The sequence below is a fragment of the Haloplanus vescus genome (assembly GCF_900107665.1).
In the GTDB taxonomy this organism is placed as follows: Archaea; Halobacteriota; Halobacteria; order Halobacteriales; family Haloferacaceae; genus Haloplanus; species Haloplanus vescus.
On the sequence record NZ_FNQT01000001.1, the window covers coordinates 114,125 to 133,690 of the forward strand.

Below are 19,566 nucleotides of genomic sequence, written 5' to 3' on the forward strand. Positions count from 1 at the left end.
GCGGTGTGTTTTTGCCCGATTGGTCGAAGGGATACACATGGACTGCAAGCCCATCGGGACGGTCCACACGCCCTTCGAAACGACGGGTGAGGCGCCGAAACAGGGGATTCACGAGGCGGCGACGGGCGTCGTCGAACTCGACCCGGCGTACCGGGCGGGGCTCGACGGCTTCGACGGTGACCGCGTGGTCGTCGTCTGGTGGGCCGACCGGGCGGACCGCTCCGTGCTGACGCTGGACCGCGACGAGTCCCGCGGCGTGTTCACGTCTCGGTCGCCCGCGCGCCCGAATCCGATCTGTGTCACGACCTGTGGCGTTGACGAGGTGGACACGGACGCCGGACGGCTCTACGTCCGCGGCGTCGACATGGCCGACGATAGCCCGGTGCTCGACCTGAAGGTGCCAGTCGACGTTCGTACGGATTTGTGACTGTTTTCCGGTGGTTCGCCGAGACGACCCGGCGAACTACCGGTACTGACTTCCAAAATCAGTATCAGTGCTGGCCGGCCGACTCCACGTAGTCGACGGCTTCGGCGGGCGTCTCGACGGGTTCGACGCCGGGAGCGTCGTGGGTCTGTAAGCCGGCGATAGGCCGGTCGAAGACGCCCGCGAACCCGAGCTCCGAGAGCGTCCCCGACCCGCCGTCGACGGCGATGACCGCGTCGCCGTTCATCACGACCAGCGGGTTCCGCGCGTGGCCCAGTCCCGTCGCGATGACGGTGTCCACGTGGTCGTTGGCGTCGCTCCGGTCCGTCGTCGGGAGGATGCCAATGCTCCGGCCGCCGGCGGCGCTCGCACCCTCACAGGCCGCGGCCATGACGCCGCCGAGGCCGCCACACACCACGACGTGGTCGCGAGCGGCGAGTCGTCGGCCCACCTCGCGGGCCAGGTTCGCCGTCGATTCGTCGACCGATCCACCGCCGATAACGCTGACGCGCATGGCGATATCTGGTCGAGCGCCGGCATATACCTTCGGTCGACACGCCACCTTTATGTGCTGGCTACGCCCGGACATGGGCATGTCCGTGGTCACGCCCCTCCGGACGGCAGTCGACGCACTCTCGCGGAATCCCGTCCTCTTCCTCGGTGGCCTCGTCTACGCCGCCCTGCTCCTCCCACAGCGTGCGCTCCAGTTGGCCGGCGTCCCGTTCGCACCGCTGCTCCTCCAGATGGTGACGTTCGTCGTGACGCCGTTCGTCGTTGCGGGCGTCGTCGGGATGGCACGCGACGCCCTCGACGGCGACACGTCGTTCGACGCGCTCGCCGCGACGGGTCGGGCACGGTATCTCGACCTCCTCCTCGCCACCCTCCTCGAGTTCGGCATCCAAGTCGCGTTCGGCGTCGTCTTCGTCGTGCTCGCGCTGGTCCTCACCGTCATCTCCGGGGCCGGCGGGGCGGCCGCGCTGGTCGGGGGTGCCGTCATTCTCCTACTCGTCGGCATCTACATCGCCGTCCTGTTCGCCATCCAGTTCTACCCCGTCATCGTCGTCGTCGACGACGCCGACGCCGTCGAGAGCGTGACCCAGAGCGTCTCGTTCGTGCGGAGCAACGTGTTCGACACGCTCGGATACACGCTCGTCACGCTCGCACTGGGCTTTCTCGCCTCTCTGCCGATGCTGGGTGCCGCGGCCTACCGCGTCCTGATGAATGGGCCGTCCGGTGGCTCCACGCCCGGCCCCATCGGTGGCGGGATGAGCGGCGGTATGGGCGGGGGGTCGGGTGCTGGGATGTCGCCCGGTGATATCCTCGCGACGCCCAGCGGGGGGCTCGGTCTCTCGACGCCGGAAATCGCCGCGCTCGCCCTCGTCTCCGCGGTGGCGACGACGCTGTTTTTCGCCTTCCGATACACCTACGCAACCGCGTTCTACCGGCGCAACGCCCGCTCGGTGGAGGAACGCGTGCTCGGTGACGACGCGTAGACACACACGACTGTCTGACCCTTCGGGAGCCATATGCCGCCCCCGCGCAATCGTGAGGGTATGAAACGCCGCACGCTTCTCGCGACGCTCGGCGTGGCCGCCACGGCCGGCTGTGCCGGCGTCGCGCCGCCCGAAACTCCCCCGTCGGAATCGACGACTGCGACTTCGACTTCGACCACCACCGCGAGCGACCGACACGAGTGTCCGTCGTTCGCGTCGGACCCGGACCGGACGGTCTGTTGGCCCACCGAGGACCGATTGGAGAGTCGGGTCTACCTCAACGCCTCGATACCCGTCTTCGAACCCGACCCGGACGACTCGGTGGTGGAGTCACTCGAATTCGTCCTCCACGACCAGCATCCGGACCACCCGGTCGAGGTCACGCCCGACGACTGGCGTATCCACCGGCGGACGACGGCTGGCTGGAGCCCCGTTGCCTCGGAATCGTCAACCGAGTCGCGGGAGACGATTCGGCCCGGCGAGCGGTACACCTGGTCGCTCACGTTCCAGACCCATCCCACGCCGCAACCGGCCGATACCACGTACATCGTGGAGTCGCTCGAAGACGGCACCTACGCGTTCCAGACGGTGGCGCGCCTCCTCGGCGACGAGACGCTCCGGGTTGAGTGCGTCGCTATCGTCGAGGTGCGGCGGCAGTAACGCGGGCGGCGACTACAGCAGGAACGTCTCTTCGCGTTCGGCCAAATCGAGGAAGGAGTCGGCGGCGTCGACGAGTTCGTCGGCGGTGGAGGAGCCGAAGGCCATCACTTCGACGCGGACGCCCTCGTGACGGAGATGCGAGCAGAGCCGCGAGAAGTCGCCGTCACCGGTACAGAGCACCACCACGTCGACGTGGTTGGCGAGGGTCACGGCGTCGAGACTGATGCCCACGTCCCAGTCGGCTTTCTTGCTTCCGTCGCCGAACGTCTTGATGTCCTTGATTTTGGTCTCGAAGCCGATGTCCTGAAGCGCCTCGAAGAAGCGCTCCTCCTCGGGCGAATCGGCGCGGATGACGTAGGCAATGGCCCGCACGAGTTCGCGGTCGGAGACGCCCTTCGAGAGGAGCGAGGAGTAGTCGATATTCCTGGAGTAGAGGCTCTGCGCGGAGTGATAGAGGTTCTGCGCGTCCGCGAGTATCGCGACGCGCTGGTTGTCATGTATCTCGGTCACGTTGCCCATTCTGGGCGGTGCGCGACTAAATTCCTTGCCTCTGACGACGCTCGGCGACAGATACAGCCCGTTCGTAACCCCTCGCCACGACGCGAGCGATTTAACACGTCGGCGCGGCCAGAGTCGCGTATGCGCATCGAGCAGGCCGCCCCCGCCGTCGGTATCGCCGGCTGTCTCGCCGTCGTCGCCGTCCTCGCGCTCCCCTTCGCCCTCTTTCCGAGCTGGGGGACCGAACTCGCCGCCTACTACACCGGTGGGCCGCTCGGCGTCGGCGCCGTCCTCGCCTTCGCCCTCGTCGGCACCGTCGTCTTCCTCGCCGGGGCGCGCGGACAGGCGGACCCGACAACTGCGGCGGGCATCGCGCTCCCACTCGGGGTCGTCGCTCTCGTCGTCGCCCTCTCGTGGGCGTTCGCCGCGCCCCTCGACCCCATCTTCGGTCTCCCGTCGTCGTGGATGACGGACCACCGGTGGTACGTCGTCGTCGCGACGGCGGTGATTCCCGCCGCTGCGGCCGTCTACGCGCGGGCCGTCGTGTGACGGGGAGTCGAAAGGCCCTTAAGAGGGAGTGGCATACGGAGAAGTGGACTAGGTCGGGCAGTTAGGCCCTGCTCGTACTTCCCGCACTACGGTCTTGAGCGGGGACCGAACCCGGGGGCGTCCGGTCAGACCGGTTCGGGCCTCGGGAGCCAACGTGGAAGCCTCGTCCTTCGGGGACAGCGGTCCGCGGCGTGCGTCCGCAGGGGCGCTCCGTCGCGGTTCGTCGGTGGCATTGGGTCAGGCGCGGAAGCGAGCAGCCCACCGCCGGACGCCAGTCGCTCGACGGATCGCGGGGTGGAGGAGGCGACCGGGACTCCCCGGAGCGGAACGCCGGGCAATCCCGTTGTCCGCATTCATACCGTCACTTTCCTGCCGAGCGGTGTCGCTGTCGTTCCAGCCGTGATTCTGATCCTCACACCGACAAGTATATATGGTTGGTATCCGTTAACATGGTACGAAGAAGCATGAAAGAAGAAGACATGGTACTCCTACGAGAGGAGTGTGGAAGCGGAAACGAACGAGCCTGCAACACGCTCGAACGACTTTGCGAAAACGGCCGGGACGACGCCTGCCAGTACGTCCTGAAGTAACGCCATTCTCGCCACGTATCTCGACGCCGGTAGCGCCGCCGCTCGTGTGACGAGCCGTCGCGCGTCGTCCTGTCAGCGGGGACAACACAGATACCGCCGGCGCACGCAACGGCTGGTATGCCCTCCAGACGCCTCGCAGCCGCGAGCCTCGCGGTCGGTGCCCTCCACGCCACCCTCGTCCTGTTGGTCGCTCTCCACCTCGGCTACGACGTCGGTCCGTCGAACTACTCGGTGCTCGGTGCTGGCTGGCGATACGGTGGCCTCGTCGTCGTCGCCGCGGTGCCGGCGTGGCTCGCGCTCCGCGCCCGTCTCCTCACGCCACTCGCAGCCCTCGCGGTGACGACTGGGTACGTCCTCTGGCGAGAACTCACGCCGCCCGGACCGAGCTTTCACGACGTGGCCGAGTTCGAACGCCTCGCGGAACCGACGGGCATCACCGTCGTCGAGAACGGTCTGTACGCAGTCCATTATATGACCGACGCGACGGTGTGGACGGTCGGCTTCCTGTTTCTCGGCGCTCTCGAATACGCCGCCCGGACGGAGTGGGATCGCCTCCCCCCGGTGTCGGTGTCGTGGCCGTCGCTCCCGCTCTCGCCGCGACGGGCGCGGGCCGTCGCCGCCGTCGGCGGACTGCTCCACGCCGCCGTGATGGTGTGGTTCGCCCACCGACTCGGCGTGACGCTCACCGGCGGGTTCGACTGGCTCCTCTACCCCTTTGGCCTCGTCGGACAGTGGCTCCTCGCCGCGGTGCCGCTCTACCTGCTCGCGCGCCACCGCCTGTTCGCGCCGGCAACGCTACTGGCGGCGTTCGTCTTGCTCGACGCACGGGCCGAACTGCAGGCGGGCGTCGAGAGCCCGCACGCGCTCTACTTCGGCGCGTGGTTCGTCTTCTTGGGAATCGCCCTCGCCGCCGGCGGCGTCGAGTATGCCGGCCGACGGCTTCAGCGGCGGGTCTCGGCGTGAGAGCTCACTCGGCGGGCGAGACGTAGAGCCCGTACCGATAGAGCGCGTCGGCGTCCCACAGCAACTTCCCGTTGACGCCGTCGTCGACGTTGCCGACGCCGAGGGCGTCGAGGGTGGCGTCGAAGGCGTCCGAAAGCGGCGTCGTCTCGGTGTATACGTCGCGCGCGATGGCCTCGTCGAGCACGTCCCTCGCGGGCGCGGAGAGGTCGCCGGCTTCCAGGACGGTGTCGATGCGAGCGCCGAACACCACGTCCCGGAACGCCTCGCGGTCGCTCGCCACCTCGACGGCGAGGGCGGTGTGTGCCGTCTCGACGACGCGCTCTCGGGCGACGCGGACGCGATACGGCCACCCACCGTCATCGGTCATCGTCACGACTCGGCCGTCCAACTCACCGGTCCCCACCCGGCTCTCGCGTTCCGCCGGACGGCGCAGGACGTACGCGTCGCCGCGGAGCAGGTCGGCGGTGCTCGTCTCGCCGTTCGTCTGTTCGTAGCTGTGCAGGATTTTCACCGTCCGCGCGCTCGGTCGGTCGAGGTCGTCGACGAGGACGGCGTCGTCGGGTGCGTCGTCCGGGAGTGGTTCGAGGCGGACGACCCGTCGCTGCATCGCTTGCCGCCCGGTGACGACGTGTTCGATCTGGTAGTACGACCCCTCGTGAGTCACGAACGCCTCGTCGGGGAGCGGGCGGTAGCCGTAGGTCGTGTGTCGCCCCGTGGGGAGGACGGCGTCGAGAGCGGTGCGGGCCGGGTCGCCGAACAGGGCGTCGTCGTCGGGGGTGTAGAGGGCGTGGTCGACGGGCGAGACGTCCACCGATTCGACGTGGAGAGCGTACTCCGTCGCGGACTCATCGCTGTCGGACGCACATCCAGCGAGGGCGGCGAGTGCCGTCGCCCCGGCGGTCTGGAGGAGGTGTCGGCGCGTGGGGACCATATCGCAGCGCACGCGGCCGGCAAGTTGAGTCTGTCGGCACGTCACAGCCGAATCGTCCACGTCGTCTCGCCATCGGCGTCGGTGAGCGACCGCGTGACGTGCCGTTGGTCGCCGTCGACGGTGACGGTGATATCGTACGTGCCGAGGTCGGCGCGGGTGCGATACTCGCCGTCGCCGTCGGTCGTCCCCGTCTCGTCGGTGAACCACTGGTCGAAGACGAGGGTGACGTAGGCGTGATAGCCGGGTTTGGGCGTCCAGTCGGGGTAGAACAGCGGCGCGTCCTTGCGCCAGTGCTGTTCGTCCCAGAACCCCCAGAGTCGGAAGCCGGCGGCGTCGGGATGGCTGTAGAGTATCTTGAGAAAACGGTAGAGGTAGGCCCCGGCGGCCGTATCGGAGTCGAAGCCCGGCGTGTCGAACTCCGAGACGACGAGGTCGATATCGCCGAGGCCGGCGAACCGCTCCAGCCGTCGCCACTGCTCGTCGGCGCTGATTCGCTCGCTCTCGCCTCTCGTGTGTCCCTGAAACGCGATTTCGTCGAGCGGAGCGTCGTCGGCGAGGAGGTACTCGACGAGACTGGCGTAGTGGTCGCGGTGCTGCGGTCGGTCGAGCGCGAGGATGTCGTACTCGTTGACCGAGAGCGTCGCCTCGGGCGCCACCTCGCCCGCGACGGCGAACCAGTCGCGGAGCGGCGGCGACTCCCACGGATCGGCGTCCGAGAGTGCGTCCGTGATGACGTTGTGGTCGAGCTGTTCGTTGAGGAACACCCACTCCGTGACGCCGTGGTCGTCGACGTAGTGGCCCAGAACTGTCCGGACGTGGTCGCGGACGAGTTCGCGGAGTCGGGCCTCGTCGTCGGCCTCGACCGCCGCCCAGACGTCGTCGGGGAGCACGTCCGCTTCCGGGTGTTGCCAGATGACGGGCGCGCCCGAGATTCTCAGCCCACGGTCGCGCAGGAACTCGACGATGGTGTCGGCGCGTTCGTGGGTTCCGGGTTGGACCCAGCGTCGCCACTTGTGTGCGTTCTCGAAGACCACCTCGTTGAACAGGTCGCCGACGTACGTCCGGTAGGGGTGGCCCGACGGCACGTCGAAGTGTCGGCGCACGTTGTAGGCCGTCGAGAAGTCGAACTCGTGGTCACGGAGCACGAGGTCGACAGTCGCGTCGGGCACGGGCGACCCGTCTCGATAGACGGTGATAGCGAGGTCGGCCCGGCGGTGGTCGTCGATTCGACGATCGGCGGCGCGTTCCCACGCCGCGCGCTCGCCGCCGACGAACGAGGGCGTGTCGGCAGACGTGGGCGTCGTCGACGCCGTCTCGTCGCTGGTCGTCGTCGCGGGCGTCGCCGACGGCGGGTCGTCGTCGCTCGAACAGCCAGCGAGTGCCCCCGCGAGCGTTGCGAGGACGCTCCGGCGGGCCACTCGCCCGTCGAGACGGTCCGTCATCCGGGCCTCGGCGGACCGTCAGGGTCACGCGCGTCCGGTACCATTCGTCGTCGTCGACGGCCGGCAGCCACTTGACGGCGGTGGCTAAGCGCGTGTTATTAGGTCTGCCTAAAATTCGAAATCCATTTAACTATTTAGGCTGGCCTAAACACTATGACGAGAGAGACGACTGGGCGGCGACTCCCGACGCGGCGCGAGTTTCTGACGTACGGTGGCGCCGTCGCTTCGGGGGGTGCGCTCGCGGGGTGTGCGGGTGCGGCGACGACTGCGTCCTCGGACGGCGACGCGGGGTCGTCGCACTCCGTGTCTATCGAACCGATGGGGTCGGTGTCCTTCGACGAGGTGCCCGAGACGTGGGTGGCGAACAACGGCAGTTGGGCGGACATGGGCATCGCCCTCGGCCTCGAACCGCCGAAGGCAGTCTGGCTCACGGACCGCTATCACACCCAGTATTACGACTCGATTCCGGGCGTCTCCGTCGACAAGAGCGGGATGGTGGCGCTCTATCAGGACGGCGTGAGCAAGGAGCGATTCTACGCGCTCGGGGCGGACGTCCACGTCATGGACCCGAACTTCCTCATGAATCGCTTCGGTGGCTGGGACCGCTCCGACGTGGACGAAATCGAGCGCAACGTCGCCCCGATGTTCGGCAACTGCATCTACGCCCAGCATTATCCGTGGCACGAGGACTACCGGTACTACACCCTCTTCGAGGCGTTCGAAAAGCTCGCCCAGGTGTTCCAGCGCACCGACCGCTACGAGGCGTTCGAGGGCGTCCACGAGTCGTTCCAGACCAACCTCGCGGACGCCATCCCGTCCGAGAGCCCCGAAGTCGCCGTCCTGTGGGGCGTCGGCAACCAGCCAGAGTCGTTCTACCCCTACGTCATCGGCGGCGGGACGGGCTTCAAACACCTGCGTGACCTCGGCGTCGACGACGCCCTCGCGACGACGGACGTGAAGGACTTCCACGGCAGTCGTGCGGAAATCGACCTCGAAACCGTCCTCGAAGTCGACCCCGAGGTGCTGTTGCTCCGCGGCTACGAGTCGATGTCTACGGGCGAGTTCCAAGACACGGTCGTCTCCTTCCTCGACGCCCACGACACGGCGAGCCAACTCACCGCCGTCGAGAACGGCGACGTCTACCGCGCCGGCAGCCTGTATCAGGGGCCGATTACGAACCTCGTCCTCACTGAACGCACGGCCCGGCACCTGTACGATTTCGAGAGCGACCTGTTCGACCGGGAGCGCGTCGCGGACATCGTCACGGGGTCGTTCGACGCATGACACACACAGTACACACCTCGACCGAGTCGTATCGTCGACCGACTGCCACCGCTCGCACGGGGGTGTCGTTCCGTGGCGAGTGAGTCGGTGAGCGAGGGGACGGCCGCGCCGACTCGCTCGGTGGCGTGGTTCGACTCCTCGCTGGTCGCGCTCTGTCTCGGGAGTCTCGCCGTCATCGTCGCCGGCGGGTTGATTCAGGTGAGTTTCGGCGCGTACTCGATGTCTATCGCGGAGGCGTGGCAGGCCGTCCTCGACCCGACGGTCCTCTTCGACCCGCAGGCGTGGCGCGCCTTCCTGCTCGGGGGACAACTCCCCGAGATGGGCAACCAGAGCCTCATCGTCTGGAACATCCGACTGCCGCGCGTGTTCGTAGCCGTCCTCGTGGGGATGAATCTCGCCGTCTCCGGTTCCATCTTCCAGGCGGTCACGCGCAACGAGCTCGCCAGCCCGTTCATCCTCGGTGTCTCCTCGGGCGCGGGACTGATGATTCTGCTCACGCTGGTCCTCTTCTCGGGGCTGTCGACGTTCCTGCCGATAATCGCCGCTGTGGGCGGCTCGGTCGCCTTCCTCATCGTCTACGTCATCGCGTGGCAGAACGGTACGTCGCCGGTCCGCCTCGTCCTCGCGGGCGTCATCGTCGGCACCGTGTTCAACAGCCTGCAGACGGCTATGTTCTTCTTCGCGGACGACATCGGCGTCGTCCAGTCGGCCATCGCGTGGACGACGGGGTCGCTGACGGGCACCGACTGGGAGCAGGTCCGGTTGGCGCTCCCGTGGACTGTTCTCGCGATGGGCCTCGCGCTCGTCAGTTCGCGACAGTTGAACGTCCTCTTGCTCGGCGAGCGGACGGCGAAGTCGCTGGGGATGCGCGTCGAGACGGTGCGCTTCGCCCTCTCCGGGGTGGCCGTCCTCGCCGCCGCGGCGAGCATTGCCGTCGCGGGCATCGTCGGCTTCGTCGGCCTCATCGTCCCGCACATGGTCCGCACCGTCGTCGGCAGCGACTACAAGCGACTGGTCGTCGGCTGTCTGTTCGCCGGCCCCGCGCTGATGGTCGTCGCCGACGTGGGCGCGCGCCTCGGCATGCAACTGCTCACGGGAGCCAGCTCGCAGATACCGGTCGGTATCGTGACCGGCCTCGTCGGCGGGCCGTACTTCCTCTATCTGATGCGCCGGCAGGACAACCTCGGTGACGTTTGATGACAGGGAACGACTCACAGCTTCGCTCGGCCGTCTCGGACGCCCGCGACGACGCGATGCTCGCGGGCGAGCAACTGACGCTCGGCTACGGCGACACCCGTATCATCGACGGGGAGTCACTCGCCGTCGACCCGGGCTCGGTCACCGCGCTCGTCGGCCCGAACGGCTCCGGGAAGAGCACGCTCCTGAAGGGACTCGCGGACCAACTCGCGCCCCGGTCCGGGTCGGTGCTCCTCGACGGGCGCGAGGTGAGCGACTACGACGCCAAGGCCCTCGCCCAGCGACTCGGACTCCTCTCACAGGAGCGCACGTCGCCGGAGTCGATCACCGTCGAGGACCTCGTGTACCACGGCCGCTACCCCCATCGTGGCTTCTTCGACCCTCCGAACGACGACGACCAGCGGGCGGTCGAACGCGCCCTCGACCTTGCGGGGTGTGCCCACCTCCGGGACCGAGAGGTGGGCAGTCTCAGCGGCGGACAGAAGCAGTTGGCGTGGATTGCGATGGCGCTCGCCCAGGAGACGGACGTGCTCCTCCTCGACGAACCGACGACGTTTCTCGACCTCCACCACCAACTGGAAGTGCTGGAGATAATCGAGACGCTGCGCGACGAGAGCGACGTGACGGTCGTCGTCGTCCTCCACGACCTCGAACAGGCGGCGCGGCTGGCAGACCACGTTGTGGCGCTCAGAGACGGCGAAATCCGTGCCCGCGGGTCGCCCGAGTCGGTCGTCACGCAGGACCTTCTCGCGGACGTGTTCGCCGTCGACGCAGACGTGACGTGGGCGGAGCGAGGGCCGCGAATCACGCCGCTTCGCGCCCGTCACGACGAGACAGACGAGGAGCCGGCACGACAGCCGACCCTCGAACAGCCGACGGACTGAATCGGCTGCCGAACAACGTTCAACTGTTTCAAAGTTTTAGGCTAACCTAAAAATCAGCAGATATTTATAATCTTTAGGCTAGCCTAAAACTGATGCTGCCAGACAAACTCCATCGTAATCGAACGGTTCTCACAGTGTTGTTCGCGTGTGCGCTCGTCGTGGGCGGGGGAATGAGCGTCGTCGAAGCGTCGCCGCCCGCGGTCACGGTGTCGTCGGTAAGCGTCTCCGACGACGAACCCGAGACGGGGGATTCGATTACCGTCACGCCGACGGTCCGCCTCTCGGGCGAGGGGAGCGGGACGTTCGAGGTAACCGAAGTGACGCTCGAAGACGCGAGCGGGACGCAGTACTCCGAGGCGGATTCACTCGGGACGCTCGGGGCCGGTGACACCATCGACGTTCCGCTCAGCGCGACGTTCGACACCGCGGGTCGGACGAAACTCCTCGTCCACGTCCGGGGGATGCAGTACGACGCCGACGGCAACCGACTCGGCGTGGTGACGACCATGCATCCGACGTACGTGACCGTCTCAGAGCCCTCGACGGAGACGGAGACGCCGCCACAGTTGAACGTCGACACCGAGGACCTGGTCGCCGGCTCTGAATCCACCGTGACTGTCACCGTCTCCAACGGTGACGACGAGCAGGTGACCGACCTCTCGCTCCGACTGTCCGGACTCGGGGAGAACCAGACGCGGATTCAGCCCGAACTCGGCGCACACAACTCGACGACGTTCACGTTCGATGTCACGCCGCCCGAGGCGGGAACGCACTCGCTCGACGCGACGCTCACCCACGCCGACGGGTCGGTCTCGACGAACGAGTCCGTCACGGTCCAGTCGCTGAACGGCGAGGCCGTCGTCCACGCGACGACCGTCACCGAGAACGGGTCGACCGACCTGCGGTATCACGTCGCCAATCACGGGAACGCTCCCATCGAGAACGTCGTCGTCTCGGGCGCCGCGGTGGGCACGGCCCTCCCGACGACGGTCATCCAGTCGGTCGAACCGGGGACCACCGAGACGGCGACGGTCGAACTGAACGAGCGCCCGACCGGTCCCGCGACGATATCCGCGACGTACGACGTCGGCTCGACGACCGGTTCGACCGACCAGTCGGTCCGATTCGCCAACGAGACGGCCGACGCCGAGTCGGCGTCGCAGGCCACCACCGAGACGCCGGGTTCGGGGACAGCACCGGCCACGTTCGGCGCGGTGCCGCTGCTGACCGGGGGCGTCGTCGCCGCGGGCTCCATCATCGGCTATCGGAGCTGGCGTGGGCGCTTCGACCGATAGGCCGAAAGCGCTTTATTCTTTTAGGCTAGCCTAAAAATATGAGCGGTACTGATACGGACGGCGAACGGACGACGCGCCGACGGACGATTGCTGCCGTCGGTGCCGCTATCACCGGGGCCGTCGCCGGCTGTACCGGGCAGCAGTCGTCAACGGCGGAGACGACGACCACCGCCACGCACAGCGTCCAGTTGTCGCCCGCCGGGCGCGTCGAGTTCGACGCCGTCCCGGAGACGGTGTTCACCGTCTTCCCGCAGTATGCGGACATGGCCGTCGCGCTCGGCCACGGCGACGCCGTCAACGCCGTCTACGTCCCCGAGATGTCCGGCACGACGATGAATCACTACTACCGCCGCCTCGACGGTGTCTCCTTCGAGTGGGAGGGCCTGCAGGACCCCCTCACCGACGGGCTGGTGAAAGAGCAGCTGTACAGCCTCGGGAGCGACGTCCACCTCGCGGACCCGGCGTGGGCGTCGGCACAGACGGGGTGGGACCGCTCCGACGTCGACGAAATCGCGTCACAGGTCGGGCCGTGGGTCGGCAACTTCTACAGCGGAACGCGAGCCACGCCGCCCGAGGGCTACGACGGCTACGAGTACTACCCCCTGTGGGACCTGTTCGGCAAGGTCGCGGCCGTGTTCCGAGAGCAGGCGCGATACGAGGCGCTCGCGGCCGTTCACGCTGACTTGCTCTCGACCATCCAGTCGAACTTGCCGCCCGAGTCGGAGCGCCCGACCGCCGTCCGAGCGACCCTCGCCAACGACGGCCAGTCCTTCTACACGTACCACCTGAACGCCCCCGGCTACTGGCTGGCCGACACCCGACCGCTCGGCGCCGTCGACGCCTTCGGCGACGGCGAGTGGGACGGCCTCTGGGGCACCGTCGACTACGAGACGATGCTCGAGGCCGACCCCGACGTGTTCCTCCACCTCTGGGGCCTCACCCCGAACTACAGCATGGCGTCGGTCCGGGATTCCCTCGCCACCCACGAGGTGGGCAGTCAGCTGACGGCGGTCCAGAACGACCGCGTCTACCCCGGCGGCATGCGCTACCAGGGGCCGCTGATGAACCTCTTCCAACTCGAGATGGGGGCCAAGCAGCTCTACCCCGAGCAGTTCGGCGAGTGGCCCGAATACGAGGACGGCGCGCCCTACCCCGAGATTCCGGACGACGAGTGGCTGTTCGACCGCCGACGCGTCGCGTCCATCGTCGGAGGTGGCGCATGAGTACGGCGACGCTCGCGGACCTCCGAGCGTACATCGAACGCCTCAGCGACCCCGAGGGGTCGTACTACCTCACCTGCGGGCGGCTGGGCGAGCGACCGGTGCCCGCCGTGGGGATGCGGTTCGGCGACCGAACGACGGCCTGTGCGGCCGCCCGCGCGGTCGAGCAGTACCGCGCGACGCTCCGCCGGTACGACGACCGCTTCCCGTACTACGACGTCATCGTCTGCGAGGAGGCCGGTTGCGAGGGCGACGAACCAGCGACCGACGAGCCGTGGTCGCTCTCGGAACCCGTCCTCGACCGACGCCGTGAGTCTCGCCAGACGCTCGTGGCGTTCTGTCACCGCGTCGCCGCCGCTGTCTTCGAGGCGGTGTCCGACGCCGGCCACGACGCCGTGGAGGCGGCCGTCATGGACACGTACTTCGACCTCGCCGAGACAGTTGTGGACCCGGACGCGTTCTGCCTGCGACTGCTCGAACACCTCGCGGCCGAACTCGACGCCCGACTCTCCCCGGCGGCACAGATAGACGTCCTCGTCGCCGCCGCGACGCGACTCCGGCAGGACGACGTGACCGAGCGCCCCGTCTCCGCGACGCTCGCGTCACTCCGCGACCACGGCCTCCTCGGTCACTACACGCAGTCGCCGTGGTCCGTCGACGACGAGGCGGGGACGCGCTCCGTCGTCGTTCGGCTGTCCGACTACGCGCTCACGCCGCGCCGCGGCCGACTGCCCGTCCTCCCACTCGTCCTCGACCTGTACCGACGCCGCCCCGACTGGCCGCCCGCCTCGCTCCGCGTCGTCGACGACGGCGACGACTGGGAGGTGACAGTCGTACTCGCTCGCACCGCCGACCCGACTGCCCTCGTGAACGTCCCAATCGGAGCGAGCGCCTGATGACGGTGACGACACACGTCGCGCAGGCGATAGAGCGTGTCCGCGCCGAGCGCGCGGCCGTCGAGCGGCGACGCGACGCGTTCGAAACGTTCGCCGAGCGCGTGCAGGGGCTCTCCCCCGAGCCGTCGTCGACCTCCGTCGGCGTCGCGGCTGTGGCGGGCACGCGACGGCAGGCGAGCGGTGACGCCTGTCGGCAAGTCCGGACGGCCTTCGCGGAGACGGTCCGACCACACAGCGTCGCCGACGCCGACGACGCCGAACCGCTCCTCGAGACCATCCGCGCCGAACTCTCCGACACCATCGCCGTCGCCCTCGCGCCGACGACCGACTCGTCGTTCTCGCCCACGCTCAAGCGCGCCATCCTCTCCGAGGTGGCGACGCGGAAAGCCGAAAACGACCTCCTCGACCGCGCGCTCGGCCGCGAGCTGGCCCACCTCGACGACGCTCGCGAGGATATCGACGACATCACCGGCTGGATTGCCGACGCGGACGAGACGCCGCTCCTGAACCTCGAGTTCGAGGCGCTCGCCGACCGGCACGAGACGCTCGACGCCCACCGCGACCGGTGTTCGACCGTCGCGCGTCGCCGCCAGCAGTTCCTCCGTGAGACGACGAGCCGAGGGTCCGAGCCCGGGGTCGGCCACTGGCAGGTCGTCTCGTACCTGTACTCGGACTTCCCGGTCGACCACCCGCTGTTGGCGACCGTCGCCCGCCTCGACGACGCCTGCGCGACCTGCCAGCGTACCGTCCGCGACCACCTCGTTCGGAGGGTCTGACACCGTGTGGCCCTTCCCTTGTCGACGCCGCGCCCGCGCTTGGGCCGGCGTCTACGTCGGCCTGTTCGGCGCACCCGACGAGCGAACGGACGCCGAGACAGCGACCGACGAGGTGTCCGAATGACCCGTCCACCCTCCAGCAACGCTGATACCACGACTCTCCGCTACAATGAGTGAGACTACCCGCTACCTGCTCGCCCTGTATCGCCTGACCGGCGGCCACGACGACCCCGTGCCGCCCAGCGATGTCGCCGACGCCGTCGAGCGGTCGCCCGCGGCCACGACCGAGATGTTACAGCGACTCGACGAGCGCGGCATCGTCGACCACGAACCCTACGAGGGTGCGACCCTGACCGCCGAGGGAGAAGACACGGCGCGTGACCTGCACCAGACGTACGTCACACTCACCCGGTTTTTCCGTGACGTGCTCGAACTAGAAAACTACGAAGACGAGGCGCTAGCGCTCGCGGGGACGGTGAGCCCAGTCGTCATCGACCGACTCACCGAAACGTTGCTCGAAGACGCCGACGCCGCACCGACCGAACTGTGGCTCGAATCCGACTGACGGTAGTTACGCCGCGTCGGTGACCAGCGTGTCGTCTTCGAGGTAGTGTTCGAGGTGGTGGGCGTGTTCCTCGACACCGATGAGTTGCTCGCGGAGCATGTGCGCGGTGGCGTGGTCGCCGAGTCCCTCGGCGAGTTCGATGTGCTCGCGGTAGCTCTCGATGATGTCGCCGTACATCTCGAGGTCGTTCGCGAGCGACGTGCGGACGTCGTACACGTCCTCGTCTTCGGGTTCGACTGTCGACGCCTCGGTGAGCGCCGGCATGCTCGCGTGCGGGACGCCGCCGATTGCCTGCAGGCGCTCTGCGATTTCGTCCGCCGCCGCCTCGACGGCCTCGTAGGCCTCCTGCAGGAAGACGTGGATGTCGCGGAACTCCGCACCCTCGACGTTCCAGTGGTGCTTGTGGAGCTGGTGATAGAGGACGTACGCGTCCGCGAGGTCCGTGTTCAGTGCCTCGATAATCTGCTCGGTCTTCTCCTCGTCAAGTCGAACCGGGTTCTCGCCCACCGTGCCTGCCTCCTGCCGAACGGACTTCTGCGTGTTCATCACAGTATATCCAACGGCGTCCACCCTCTTATAACTTATCAAGATTTATACAATTTTTCGCATGGCCTAAAACTCGCATATCGTGGCGAGGTGGTCTGCTACTCCGCAAATTGAAGAAACATGTCGGCCGAGAATTACTATTCGTCGCAGTCTCAGTCGAAGGTGGAAAGAGCAAAAGCAAGTTCGGGCCGGGGAGTCATCTCGGCAAGGACTGCCGAGTTGGTTGCTCCCGCGTATGGCTCGCACGGGGCCCGCGGCTCAGCGATACGTCGCTGACGGCCGCGAGCAACGAGACACGCCCTCAGCCGAGGTGGCCTCATCGAGCGTCCAGCGTCTCGGTGTGAGAGACGAGCGACACCGAGCCTTCGATATTTTCCCGTGCCGACTCCGTGTTGTTAGTCGTTTGGGATTGGAGAATACATATCGAGCGTCTCGGTTCCCCGACGCAGCTAGCGACGCTCGGGACTGCTCGATAGCCGGCCGGTTATATCCCAAGCCACTCGTCGTCCCGAATTTCGTACCCGTTCTGCCGGCAGAACGTCGCCGCGTGCCGGCGCACCGCACGGGACCCTGGGAGTGTTTCCTTCTCGCGGATGCGCTCGACGATCCAGTCGGCGACGGCCGGAATCCCCTCGTCGTCGTCGTCGGGGTCGATTGCCTTGAGCTCTCGGAACGTCTTCTCGTAGGCGTCACGCTGTGACTCGCTGAGGTCTGTGTTCGGGAGCGTGTCGGCGGCTTCGAGGACCCGTTTCATCGCCGCAGCGACGGTGGGTCGCTGGATTCGCACTCGGACGGCGGCCGGAGAGTCGAACGCCTCCGACTCTATCGCGGGCACGAGTTCCTCGACAGCGTAGCTAGCCTCGTTTGATTCGATATTTCGGTTGCCGACCACCGAAACGATATCCGCCCCCGTCGCCGGGAAGTCGAGTGAGTCGAGCTCCGATTCGAGCTCGTCGAGGACTGTCGAATCGACCGGTGGCTCCGGTTCGTCCCCACGCTCCAGTTCGTCGGCCACGTCGCGCTCTCGCTGGCGTCTGTCAGCGTCACGCGCTTGCTTCTCACGGCCACTCTTGTCGTCACCCATCTGAAAAGATGGTCTCTCCAGCCGGATAGTCCTATGGTCGGTGCGAGAGGCTTCGCCCGAATAGATAACTGTCGAGGCTGTTTTGGACCGCGCTATGGACCGTCGACTCCGCCACCCACTGGTGGCAGTTGCAGGCGTCGTCGCGCTCACGCTCCCGTGGAACCTCGCTCAGGCAGTCGAACTGTCGGTGTGCGCCCGAGTAAAGCAATCGAGGACGAGTTTCGCTCCACCGAGGACGACGGGACCGATGAACAGACCGACGGCACCGAACACGACGAGGCCGCCGAAGATGCCGATGACGATGGTGGCGGAGTTGAACGCACCGGTACGACCGATCAGCGCCGGCCGGAGGTACGTATCCGATAGGGTGACGAACAGTCCGAACACGGCCATCGCCGCACCGGCAATCGGACGCCCGACGGCGACGAGATAGACTGCAGCTGGAATCCAGATTCCGAACGCGCCGACGAGCGGGAGCAGTGTCAACACGAACGTCGCGACGGTGAGAAAAATCACAGCGGGGAGACCGGCAATCGCTAGCCCGACGCCGAGTAGGACTGCCTGAATGGCCGCGACGGCGACGTTCCCGACGATCGAGGCCCACATGAGTTGGTCCAGTCCGCTACGGAGTTCGTCCAGGACCGCCTCGTCGATCGGCAGCACCGACTGGAGCCACGCCACGAACTGTTCCCCGTCGCGCAACAGGGCGAAGAGAACGAACAGCGTGATCGTCAGTCCGATAGCCAGCGCTGGCAAACTCCCGACGAGATCGATCGCCCCTGACGTGATCTGCCGGAGGCTCATCGCGATCCGACCCTGATTCGCTTCGTACAGCGCGACGAGGTCGACGGAGTATCCAGCGGTCTCGAGTAGTGCCTCGACCGCCGCGATGTCGAGTTGGCCGTTCCTGACGGCGTTCACGACTCTGAATGACTGCTGGACGGCGATGGTAAAGAGATAGATGAGCGGAATGAGTATGAGAAGTAACGTCGCCATCACGACAGCGAGTGCTGCGATAGTGGACCTAACATACCGCTCGGCCCACTGCTGGACGGGAAACATGATGTATGCGAGAACCACGCCGAACAGGATGAACTGGAGATACGGCAGGAAGACGAGCAACGCGATGAGACTGCTGAGCAGCGCGAGCGCGGTCAATCCGGGTTGCCCGGCGAGCCACGCCGACGGCTCGGGTCTCTCTGTCATGTCCGGATGTGCGAGAGTCACACACATTAGTCTACTGTGACAATTACTGAGAGTGGCTCCGGCAGGCTCAACGCTCAGAGTGTGAACAATCGTCTGATAGATTATCGGGAGCCTCGCCGGCACGGTCCAGCGAGACGCTATGGACAGTTACGATAACCCCGATGACACGGACTGGTCACCGGAGCGACCGTACCGTTGTCTGTGGTTACCATCTCTGCCCCGAAGGACTGGTCCCCGCTTGCAGTTCGACGAATTTGCCATTGAGGTAGTTTAACACAGTAGTGGACGTGGCTCGGTGTGTGTCCGAAGAATACGAATCCGAGATAGCAGCCTCGAGAGCAGATATCGCTGCTGTCCTCTGTGGCATCGTCGATGGCATCACTACCGGCTCACTGCAACTCAGCGACGAAGACGAGAGCATCGTCGTCGATATCCCCGACGAACTCACGCTCGAAATCGAATTCGAAACCGACGGAGGCGACCTGAGTCTCGAACTCGAAATGGAGTGGTCGCAACCGGCGGTCGAGGGCGATGGCGCCACCGAGAAACCGTCCGAGGACGACGCCGAAACGACACTCCCCGTTGGTGCCGCCGATGCGTCCGCGACGCTTGCTCGATTCGAAGTGTTTCGCGACCGAGGAGGCGAATGGCGCTGGCGGCTCCGACATCGGAATGGGAATATTATCGCCACCAGCGGCGAAAGCTACACTCGCAAACACAACGCCCGGAAGGGACTCCAGAGCGTCGTACGGAACGCCCCAGACGCCGAGGTCACCGATGAGACGCTGACCGAGTAAACGGTCCGCACCGTCGACTCTCGATAGGGTTGGCTCGAACTGGCGTTCTGGAAGTTCCGCTGGAAATTCGTGTCTCAGACCGTGATGACGGCATCACCGACCACGGACAGGACGCTCCCGACGAGGAACGCTGTGGTCGCGGCATCTGCGTAGCCGTGGCCGTGGCTCGACGGCGCCATCTCCCGGAGGACAACCGCGATCAGGGTCCCAGCGGCGACCCCGGCAGCGACGGGAAACACACTCTGTGCGACCAGATTCGTCCGGAC

The 19,566-nt window shown here is 66.7% G+C and carries 22 protein-coding genes and 1 other RNA gene; 15 read left to right on the forward strand and 8 right to left on the reverse strand.

Annotated features, from left to right (window positions below):
* The first annotated feature begins 37 nt into the window (after positions 1-37).
* Positions 38-427, forward strand: coding sequence for a TrmO family methyltransferase domain-containing protein (locus BLU18_RS00630; RefSeq protein ID WP_092629904.1), 390 nt, complete (start codon positions 38-40; stop codon positions 425-427).
* A 64-nt stretch (positions 428-491) separates the two neighbouring features.
* On the opposite strand, the gene BLU18_RS00635 is transcribed toward BLU18_RS00630, so the two are convergent.
* Complete coding sequence (locus BLU18_RS00635) at positions 492-938, reverse strand: TIGR00725 family protein (RefSeq protein WP_092629907.1); 447 nt, start codon at positions 936-938, stop codon at positions 492-494.
* Positions 939-1,017: 79 nt separating this feature from the next.
* Here BLU18_RS00635 and BLU18_RS00640 point away from each other — a divergent pair, with 79 nt between their 5' ends.
* Positions 1,018-1,917, forward strand: a complete 900-nt coding sequence (locus BLU18_RS00640; protein ID WP_092629910.1) for a DUF7847 domain-containing protein — start codon at positions 1,018-1,020, stop codon at positions 1,915-1,917.
* A 60-nt stretch (positions 1,918-1,977) separates the two neighbouring features.
* The gene (locus BLU18_RS00645) at positions 1,978-2,577 is read left to right on the forward strand and encodes a hypothetical protein (RefSeq protein ID WP_092629913.1); all 600 of its coding nucleotides are present in this window, start codon (positions 1,978-1,980) and stop codon (positions 2,575-2,577) included.
* 12 nt (positions 2,578-2,589) lie between these two features.
* Here the strand turns inward: BLU18_RS00645 and BLU18_RS00650 are convergent, their stop codons facing one another.
* On the reverse strand, positions 2,590-3,087 hold the full coding sequence (locus BLU18_RS00650; RefSeq protein WP_092633536.1) for a LabA-like NYN domain-containing protein: 498 nt from the start codon (positions 3,085-3,087) through the stop codon (positions 2,590-2,592).
* 129 nt (positions 3,088-3,216) lie between these two features.
* Here BLU18_RS00650 and BLU18_RS00655 point away from each other — a divergent pair, with 129 nt between their 5' ends.
* The 3 genes from BLU18_RS00655 (at position 3,217) to BLU18_RS00665 (ending at position 5,177) form a co-directional block, all read left to right on the forward strand.
* Positions 3,217-3,624, forward strand: a complete 408-nt coding sequence (locus BLU18_RS00655; RefSeq protein WP_092629916.1) for a DUF7548 family protein — start codon at positions 3,217-3,219, stop codon at positions 3,622-3,624.
* Between the two features lie 41 nt (positions 3,625-3,665).
* Positions 3,666-3,977: signal recognition particle sRNA (gene ffs / locus BLU18_RS00660), an RNA gene on the forward strand.
* A 354-nt stretch (positions 3,978-4,331) separates the two neighbouring features.
* Positions 4,332-5,177, forward strand: coding sequence for a hypothetical protein (locus BLU18_RS00665; RefSeq protein WP_092629919.1), 846 nt, complete (start codon positions 4,332-4,334; stop codon positions 5,175-5,177).
* 4 nt (positions 5,178-5,181) lie between these two features.
* Here BLU18_RS00665 and BLU18_RS15075 read toward each other — a convergent pair whose 3' ends face one another.
* Both BLU18_RS15075 and BLU18_RS00675 read right to left on the reverse strand, forming a co-directional pair.
* Positions 5,182-6,108 (reverse strand): hypothetical protein, encoded by a 927-nt coding sequence (locus BLU18_RS15075; protein ID WP_245697837.1) that lies wholly within the window; start codon positions 6,106-6,108, stop codon positions 5,182-5,184.
* 41 nt (positions 6,109-6,149) lie between these two features.
* A complete protein-coding gene (locus BLU18_RS00675; RefSeq protein ID WP_092629922.1) occupies positions 6,150-7,550 on the reverse strand; it encodes an endo-1,4-beta-xylanase in 1,401 nt (466 codons plus the stop codon).
* A gap of 153 nt (positions 7,551-7,703) precedes the next feature.
* Here BLU18_RS00675 and BLU18_RS00680 point away from each other — a divergent pair, with 153 nt between their 5' ends.
* From BLU18_RS00680 to BLU18_RS00715, 8 genes are all read left to right on the forward strand, one after another.
* The gene (locus BLU18_RS00680) at positions 7,704-8,834 is read left to right on the forward strand and encodes an ABC transporter substrate-binding protein (RefSeq protein WP_092629925.1); all 1,131 of its coding nucleotides are present in this window, start codon (positions 7,704-7,706) and stop codon (positions 8,832-8,834) included.
* Positions 8,835-8,906: 72 nt separating this feature from the next.
* The gene (locus tag BLU18_RS00685; protein WP_092629928.1) at positions 8,907-10,031 is read left to right on the forward strand and encodes a FecCD family ABC transporter permease; all 1,125 of its coding nucleotides are present in this window, start codon (positions 8,907-8,909) and stop codon (positions 10,029-10,031) included.
* A gap of 56 nt (positions 10,032-10,087) precedes the next feature.
* Positions 10,088-10,915 carry an ABC transporter ATP-binding protein gene (locus tag BLU18_RS00690; protein ID WP_245697904.1) on the forward strand — a complete coding sequence of 276 codons (828 nt, stop codon included), beginning with the start codon at positions 10,088-10,090 and terminating at the stop codon, positions 10,913-10,915.
* A 170-nt stretch (positions 10,916-11,085) separates the two neighbouring features.
* On the forward strand, positions 11,086-12,210 hold the full coding sequence (locus tag BLU18_RS00695) for a CARDB domain-containing protein (protein ID WP_143025205.1): 1,125 nt from the start codon (positions 11,086-11,088) through the stop codon (positions 12,208-12,210).
* A 38-nt stretch (positions 12,211-12,248) separates the two neighbouring features.
* A complete protein-coding gene (locus BLU18_RS00700; protein WP_092629937.1) occupies positions 12,249-13,433 on the forward strand; it encodes an ABC transporter substrate-binding protein in 1,185 nt (394 codons plus the stop codon).
* Positions 13,430-14,326 (forward strand): DUF7551 domain-containing protein, encoded by an 897-nt coding sequence (locus BLU18_RS00705; RefSeq protein WP_092629940.1) that lies wholly within the window; start codon positions 13,430-13,432, stop codon positions 14,324-14,326. The genes BLU18_RS00700 and BLU18_RS00705 overlap by 4 nt, the downstream gene beginning before the upstream one ends.
* On the forward strand, positions 14,326-15,102 hold the full coding sequence (locus tag BLU18_RS00710) for a DUF7260 family protein (RefSeq protein WP_092629943.1): 777 nt from the start codon (positions 14,326-14,328) through the stop codon (positions 15,100-15,102). The genes BLU18_RS00705 and BLU18_RS00710 overlap by 1 nt, the downstream gene beginning before the upstream one ends.
* A gap of 169 nt (positions 15,103-15,271) precedes the next feature.
* Positions 15,272-15,667: a metal-dependent transcriptional regulator gene (locus BLU18_RS00715; protein ID WP_092629946.1), complete on the forward strand. Its 396-nt coding sequence runs from the start codon at positions 15,272-15,274 to the stop codon at positions 15,665-15,667.
* A gap of 6 nt (positions 15,668-15,673) precedes the next feature.
* Here BLU18_RS00715 and dpsA read toward each other — a convergent pair whose 3' ends face one another.
* The 3 genes from dpsA to BLU18_RS00730 all read right to left on the reverse strand — a co-directional run bounded on the left by dpsA (position 15,674) and on the right by BLU18_RS00730 (position 18,503).
* Positions 15,674-16,213 (reverse strand): DNA starvation/stationary phase protection protein DpsA, encoded by a 540-nt coding sequence (gene dpsA, locus BLU18_RS00720; protein ID WP_092629950.1) that lies wholly within the window; start codon positions 16,211-16,213, stop codon positions 15,674-15,676.
* Positions 16,214-16,697: 484 nt separating this feature from the next.
* Positions 16,698-17,297 carry a DUF5789 family protein gene (locus tag BLU18_RS00725; protein ID WP_092629953.1) on the reverse strand — a complete coding sequence of 200 codons (600 nt, stop codon included), beginning with the start codon at positions 17,295-17,297 and terminating at the stop codon, positions 16,698-16,700.
* 168 nt (positions 17,298-17,465) lie between these two features.
* Positions 17,466-18,503 carry an AI-2E family transporter gene (locus BLU18_RS00730; protein WP_092629956.1) on the reverse strand — a complete coding sequence of 346 codons (1,038 nt, stop codon included), beginning with the start codon at positions 18,501-18,503 and terminating at the stop codon, positions 17,466-17,468.
* 299 nt (positions 18,504-18,802) lie between these two features.
* Here BLU18_RS00730 and BLU18_RS00735 point away from each other — a divergent pair, with 299 nt between their 5' ends.
* Positions 18,803-19,300 carry an HVO_2922 family protein gene (locus tag BLU18_RS00735; protein ID WP_092629959.1) on the forward strand — a complete coding sequence of 166 codons (498 nt, stop codon included), beginning with the start codon at positions 18,803-18,805 and terminating at the stop codon, positions 19,298-19,300.
* Between the two features lie 74 nt (positions 19,301-19,374).
* Here BLU18_RS00735 and BLU18_RS00740 read toward each other — a convergent pair whose 3' ends face one another.
* The gene (locus BLU18_RS00740; RefSeq protein WP_176791151.1) at positions 19,375-19,539 is read right to left on the reverse strand and encodes a hypothetical protein; all 165 of its coding nucleotides are present in this window, start codon (positions 19,537-19,539) and stop codon (positions 19,375-19,377) included.
* Between the last annotated feature and the right edge of the window lie 27 nt (positions 19,540-19,566).

Bases quoted from the DNA above. Each gene is read 5' to 3' on its own strand.
- BLU18_RS00630 (WP_092629904.1), top strand. From the start codon at position 38: ATGGACTGCAAGCCCATCGGGACGGTCCACACGCCCTTCGAAACGACG.
- BLU18_RS00635 (WP_092629907.1), bottom strand. From the start codon at position 938: ATGCGCGTCAGCGTTATCGGCGGTGGATCGGTCGACGAATCGACGGCG.
- BLU18_RS00640 (WP_092629910.1), top strand. From the start codon at position 1,018: ATGTCCGTGGTCACGCCCCTCCGGACGGCAGTCGACGCACTCTCGCGG.
- BLU18_RS00645 (WP_092629913.1), top strand. From the start codon at position 1,978: ATGAAACGCCGCACGCTTCTCGCGACGCTCGGCGTGGCCGCCACGGCC.
- BLU18_RS00655 (WP_092629916.1), top strand. From the start codon at position 3,217: ATGCGCATCGAGCAGGCCGCCCCCGCCGTCGGTATCGCCGGCTGTCTC.
- BLU18_RS00665 (WP_092629919.1), top strand. From the start codon at position 4,332: ATGCCCTCCAGACGCCTCGCAGCCGCGAGCCTCGCGGTCGGTGCCCTC.
- BLU18_RS15075 (WP_245697837.1), bottom strand. From the start codon at position 6,108: ATGGTCCCCACGCGCCGACACCTCCTCCAGACCGCCGGGGCGACGGCA.
- BLU18_RS00675 (WP_092629922.1), bottom strand. From the start codon at position 7,550: ATGACGGACCGTCTCGACGGGCGAGTGGCCCGCCGGAGCGTCCTCGCA.
- BLU18_RS00680 (WP_092629925.1), top strand. From the start codon at position 7,704: ATGACGAGAGAGACGACTGGGCGGCGACTCCCGACGCGGCGCGAGTTT.
- BLU18_RS00690 (WP_245697904.1), top strand. From the start codon at position 10,088: ATGCTCGCGGGCGAGCAACTGACGCTCGGCTACGGCGACACCCGTATC.
- BLU18_RS00695 (WP_143025205.1), top strand. From the start codon at position 11,086: ATGAGCGTCGTCGAAGCGTCGCCGCCCGCGGTCACGGTGTCGTCGGTA.
- BLU18_RS00700 (WP_092629937.1), top strand. From the start codon at position 12,249: ATGAGCGGTACTGATACGGACGGCGAACGGACGACGCGCCGACGGACG.
- BLU18_RS00705 (WP_092629940.1), top strand. From the start codon at position 13,430: ATGAGTACGGCGACGCTCGCGGACCTCCGAGCGTACATCGAACGCCTC.
- BLU18_RS00710 (WP_092629943.1), top strand. From the start codon at position 14,326: ATGACGGTGACGACACACGTCGCGCAGGCGATAGAGCGTGTCCGCGCC.
- BLU18_RS00715 (WP_092629946.1), top strand. From the start codon at position 15,272: ATGAGTGAGACTACCCGCTACCTGCTCGCCCTGTATCGCCTGACCGGC.
- dpsA (WP_092629950.1), bottom strand. From the start codon at position 16,213: ATGAACACGCAGAAGTCCGTTCGGCAGGAGGCAGGCACGGTGGGCGAG.
- BLU18_RS00725 (WP_092629953.1), bottom strand. From the start codon at position 17,297: ATGGGTGACGACAAGAGTGGCCGTGAGAAGCAAGCGCGTGACGCTGAC.
- BLU18_RS00730 (WP_092629956.1), bottom strand. From the start codon at position 18,503: ATGACAGAGAGACCCGAGCCGTCGGCGTGGCTCGCCGGGCAACCCGGA.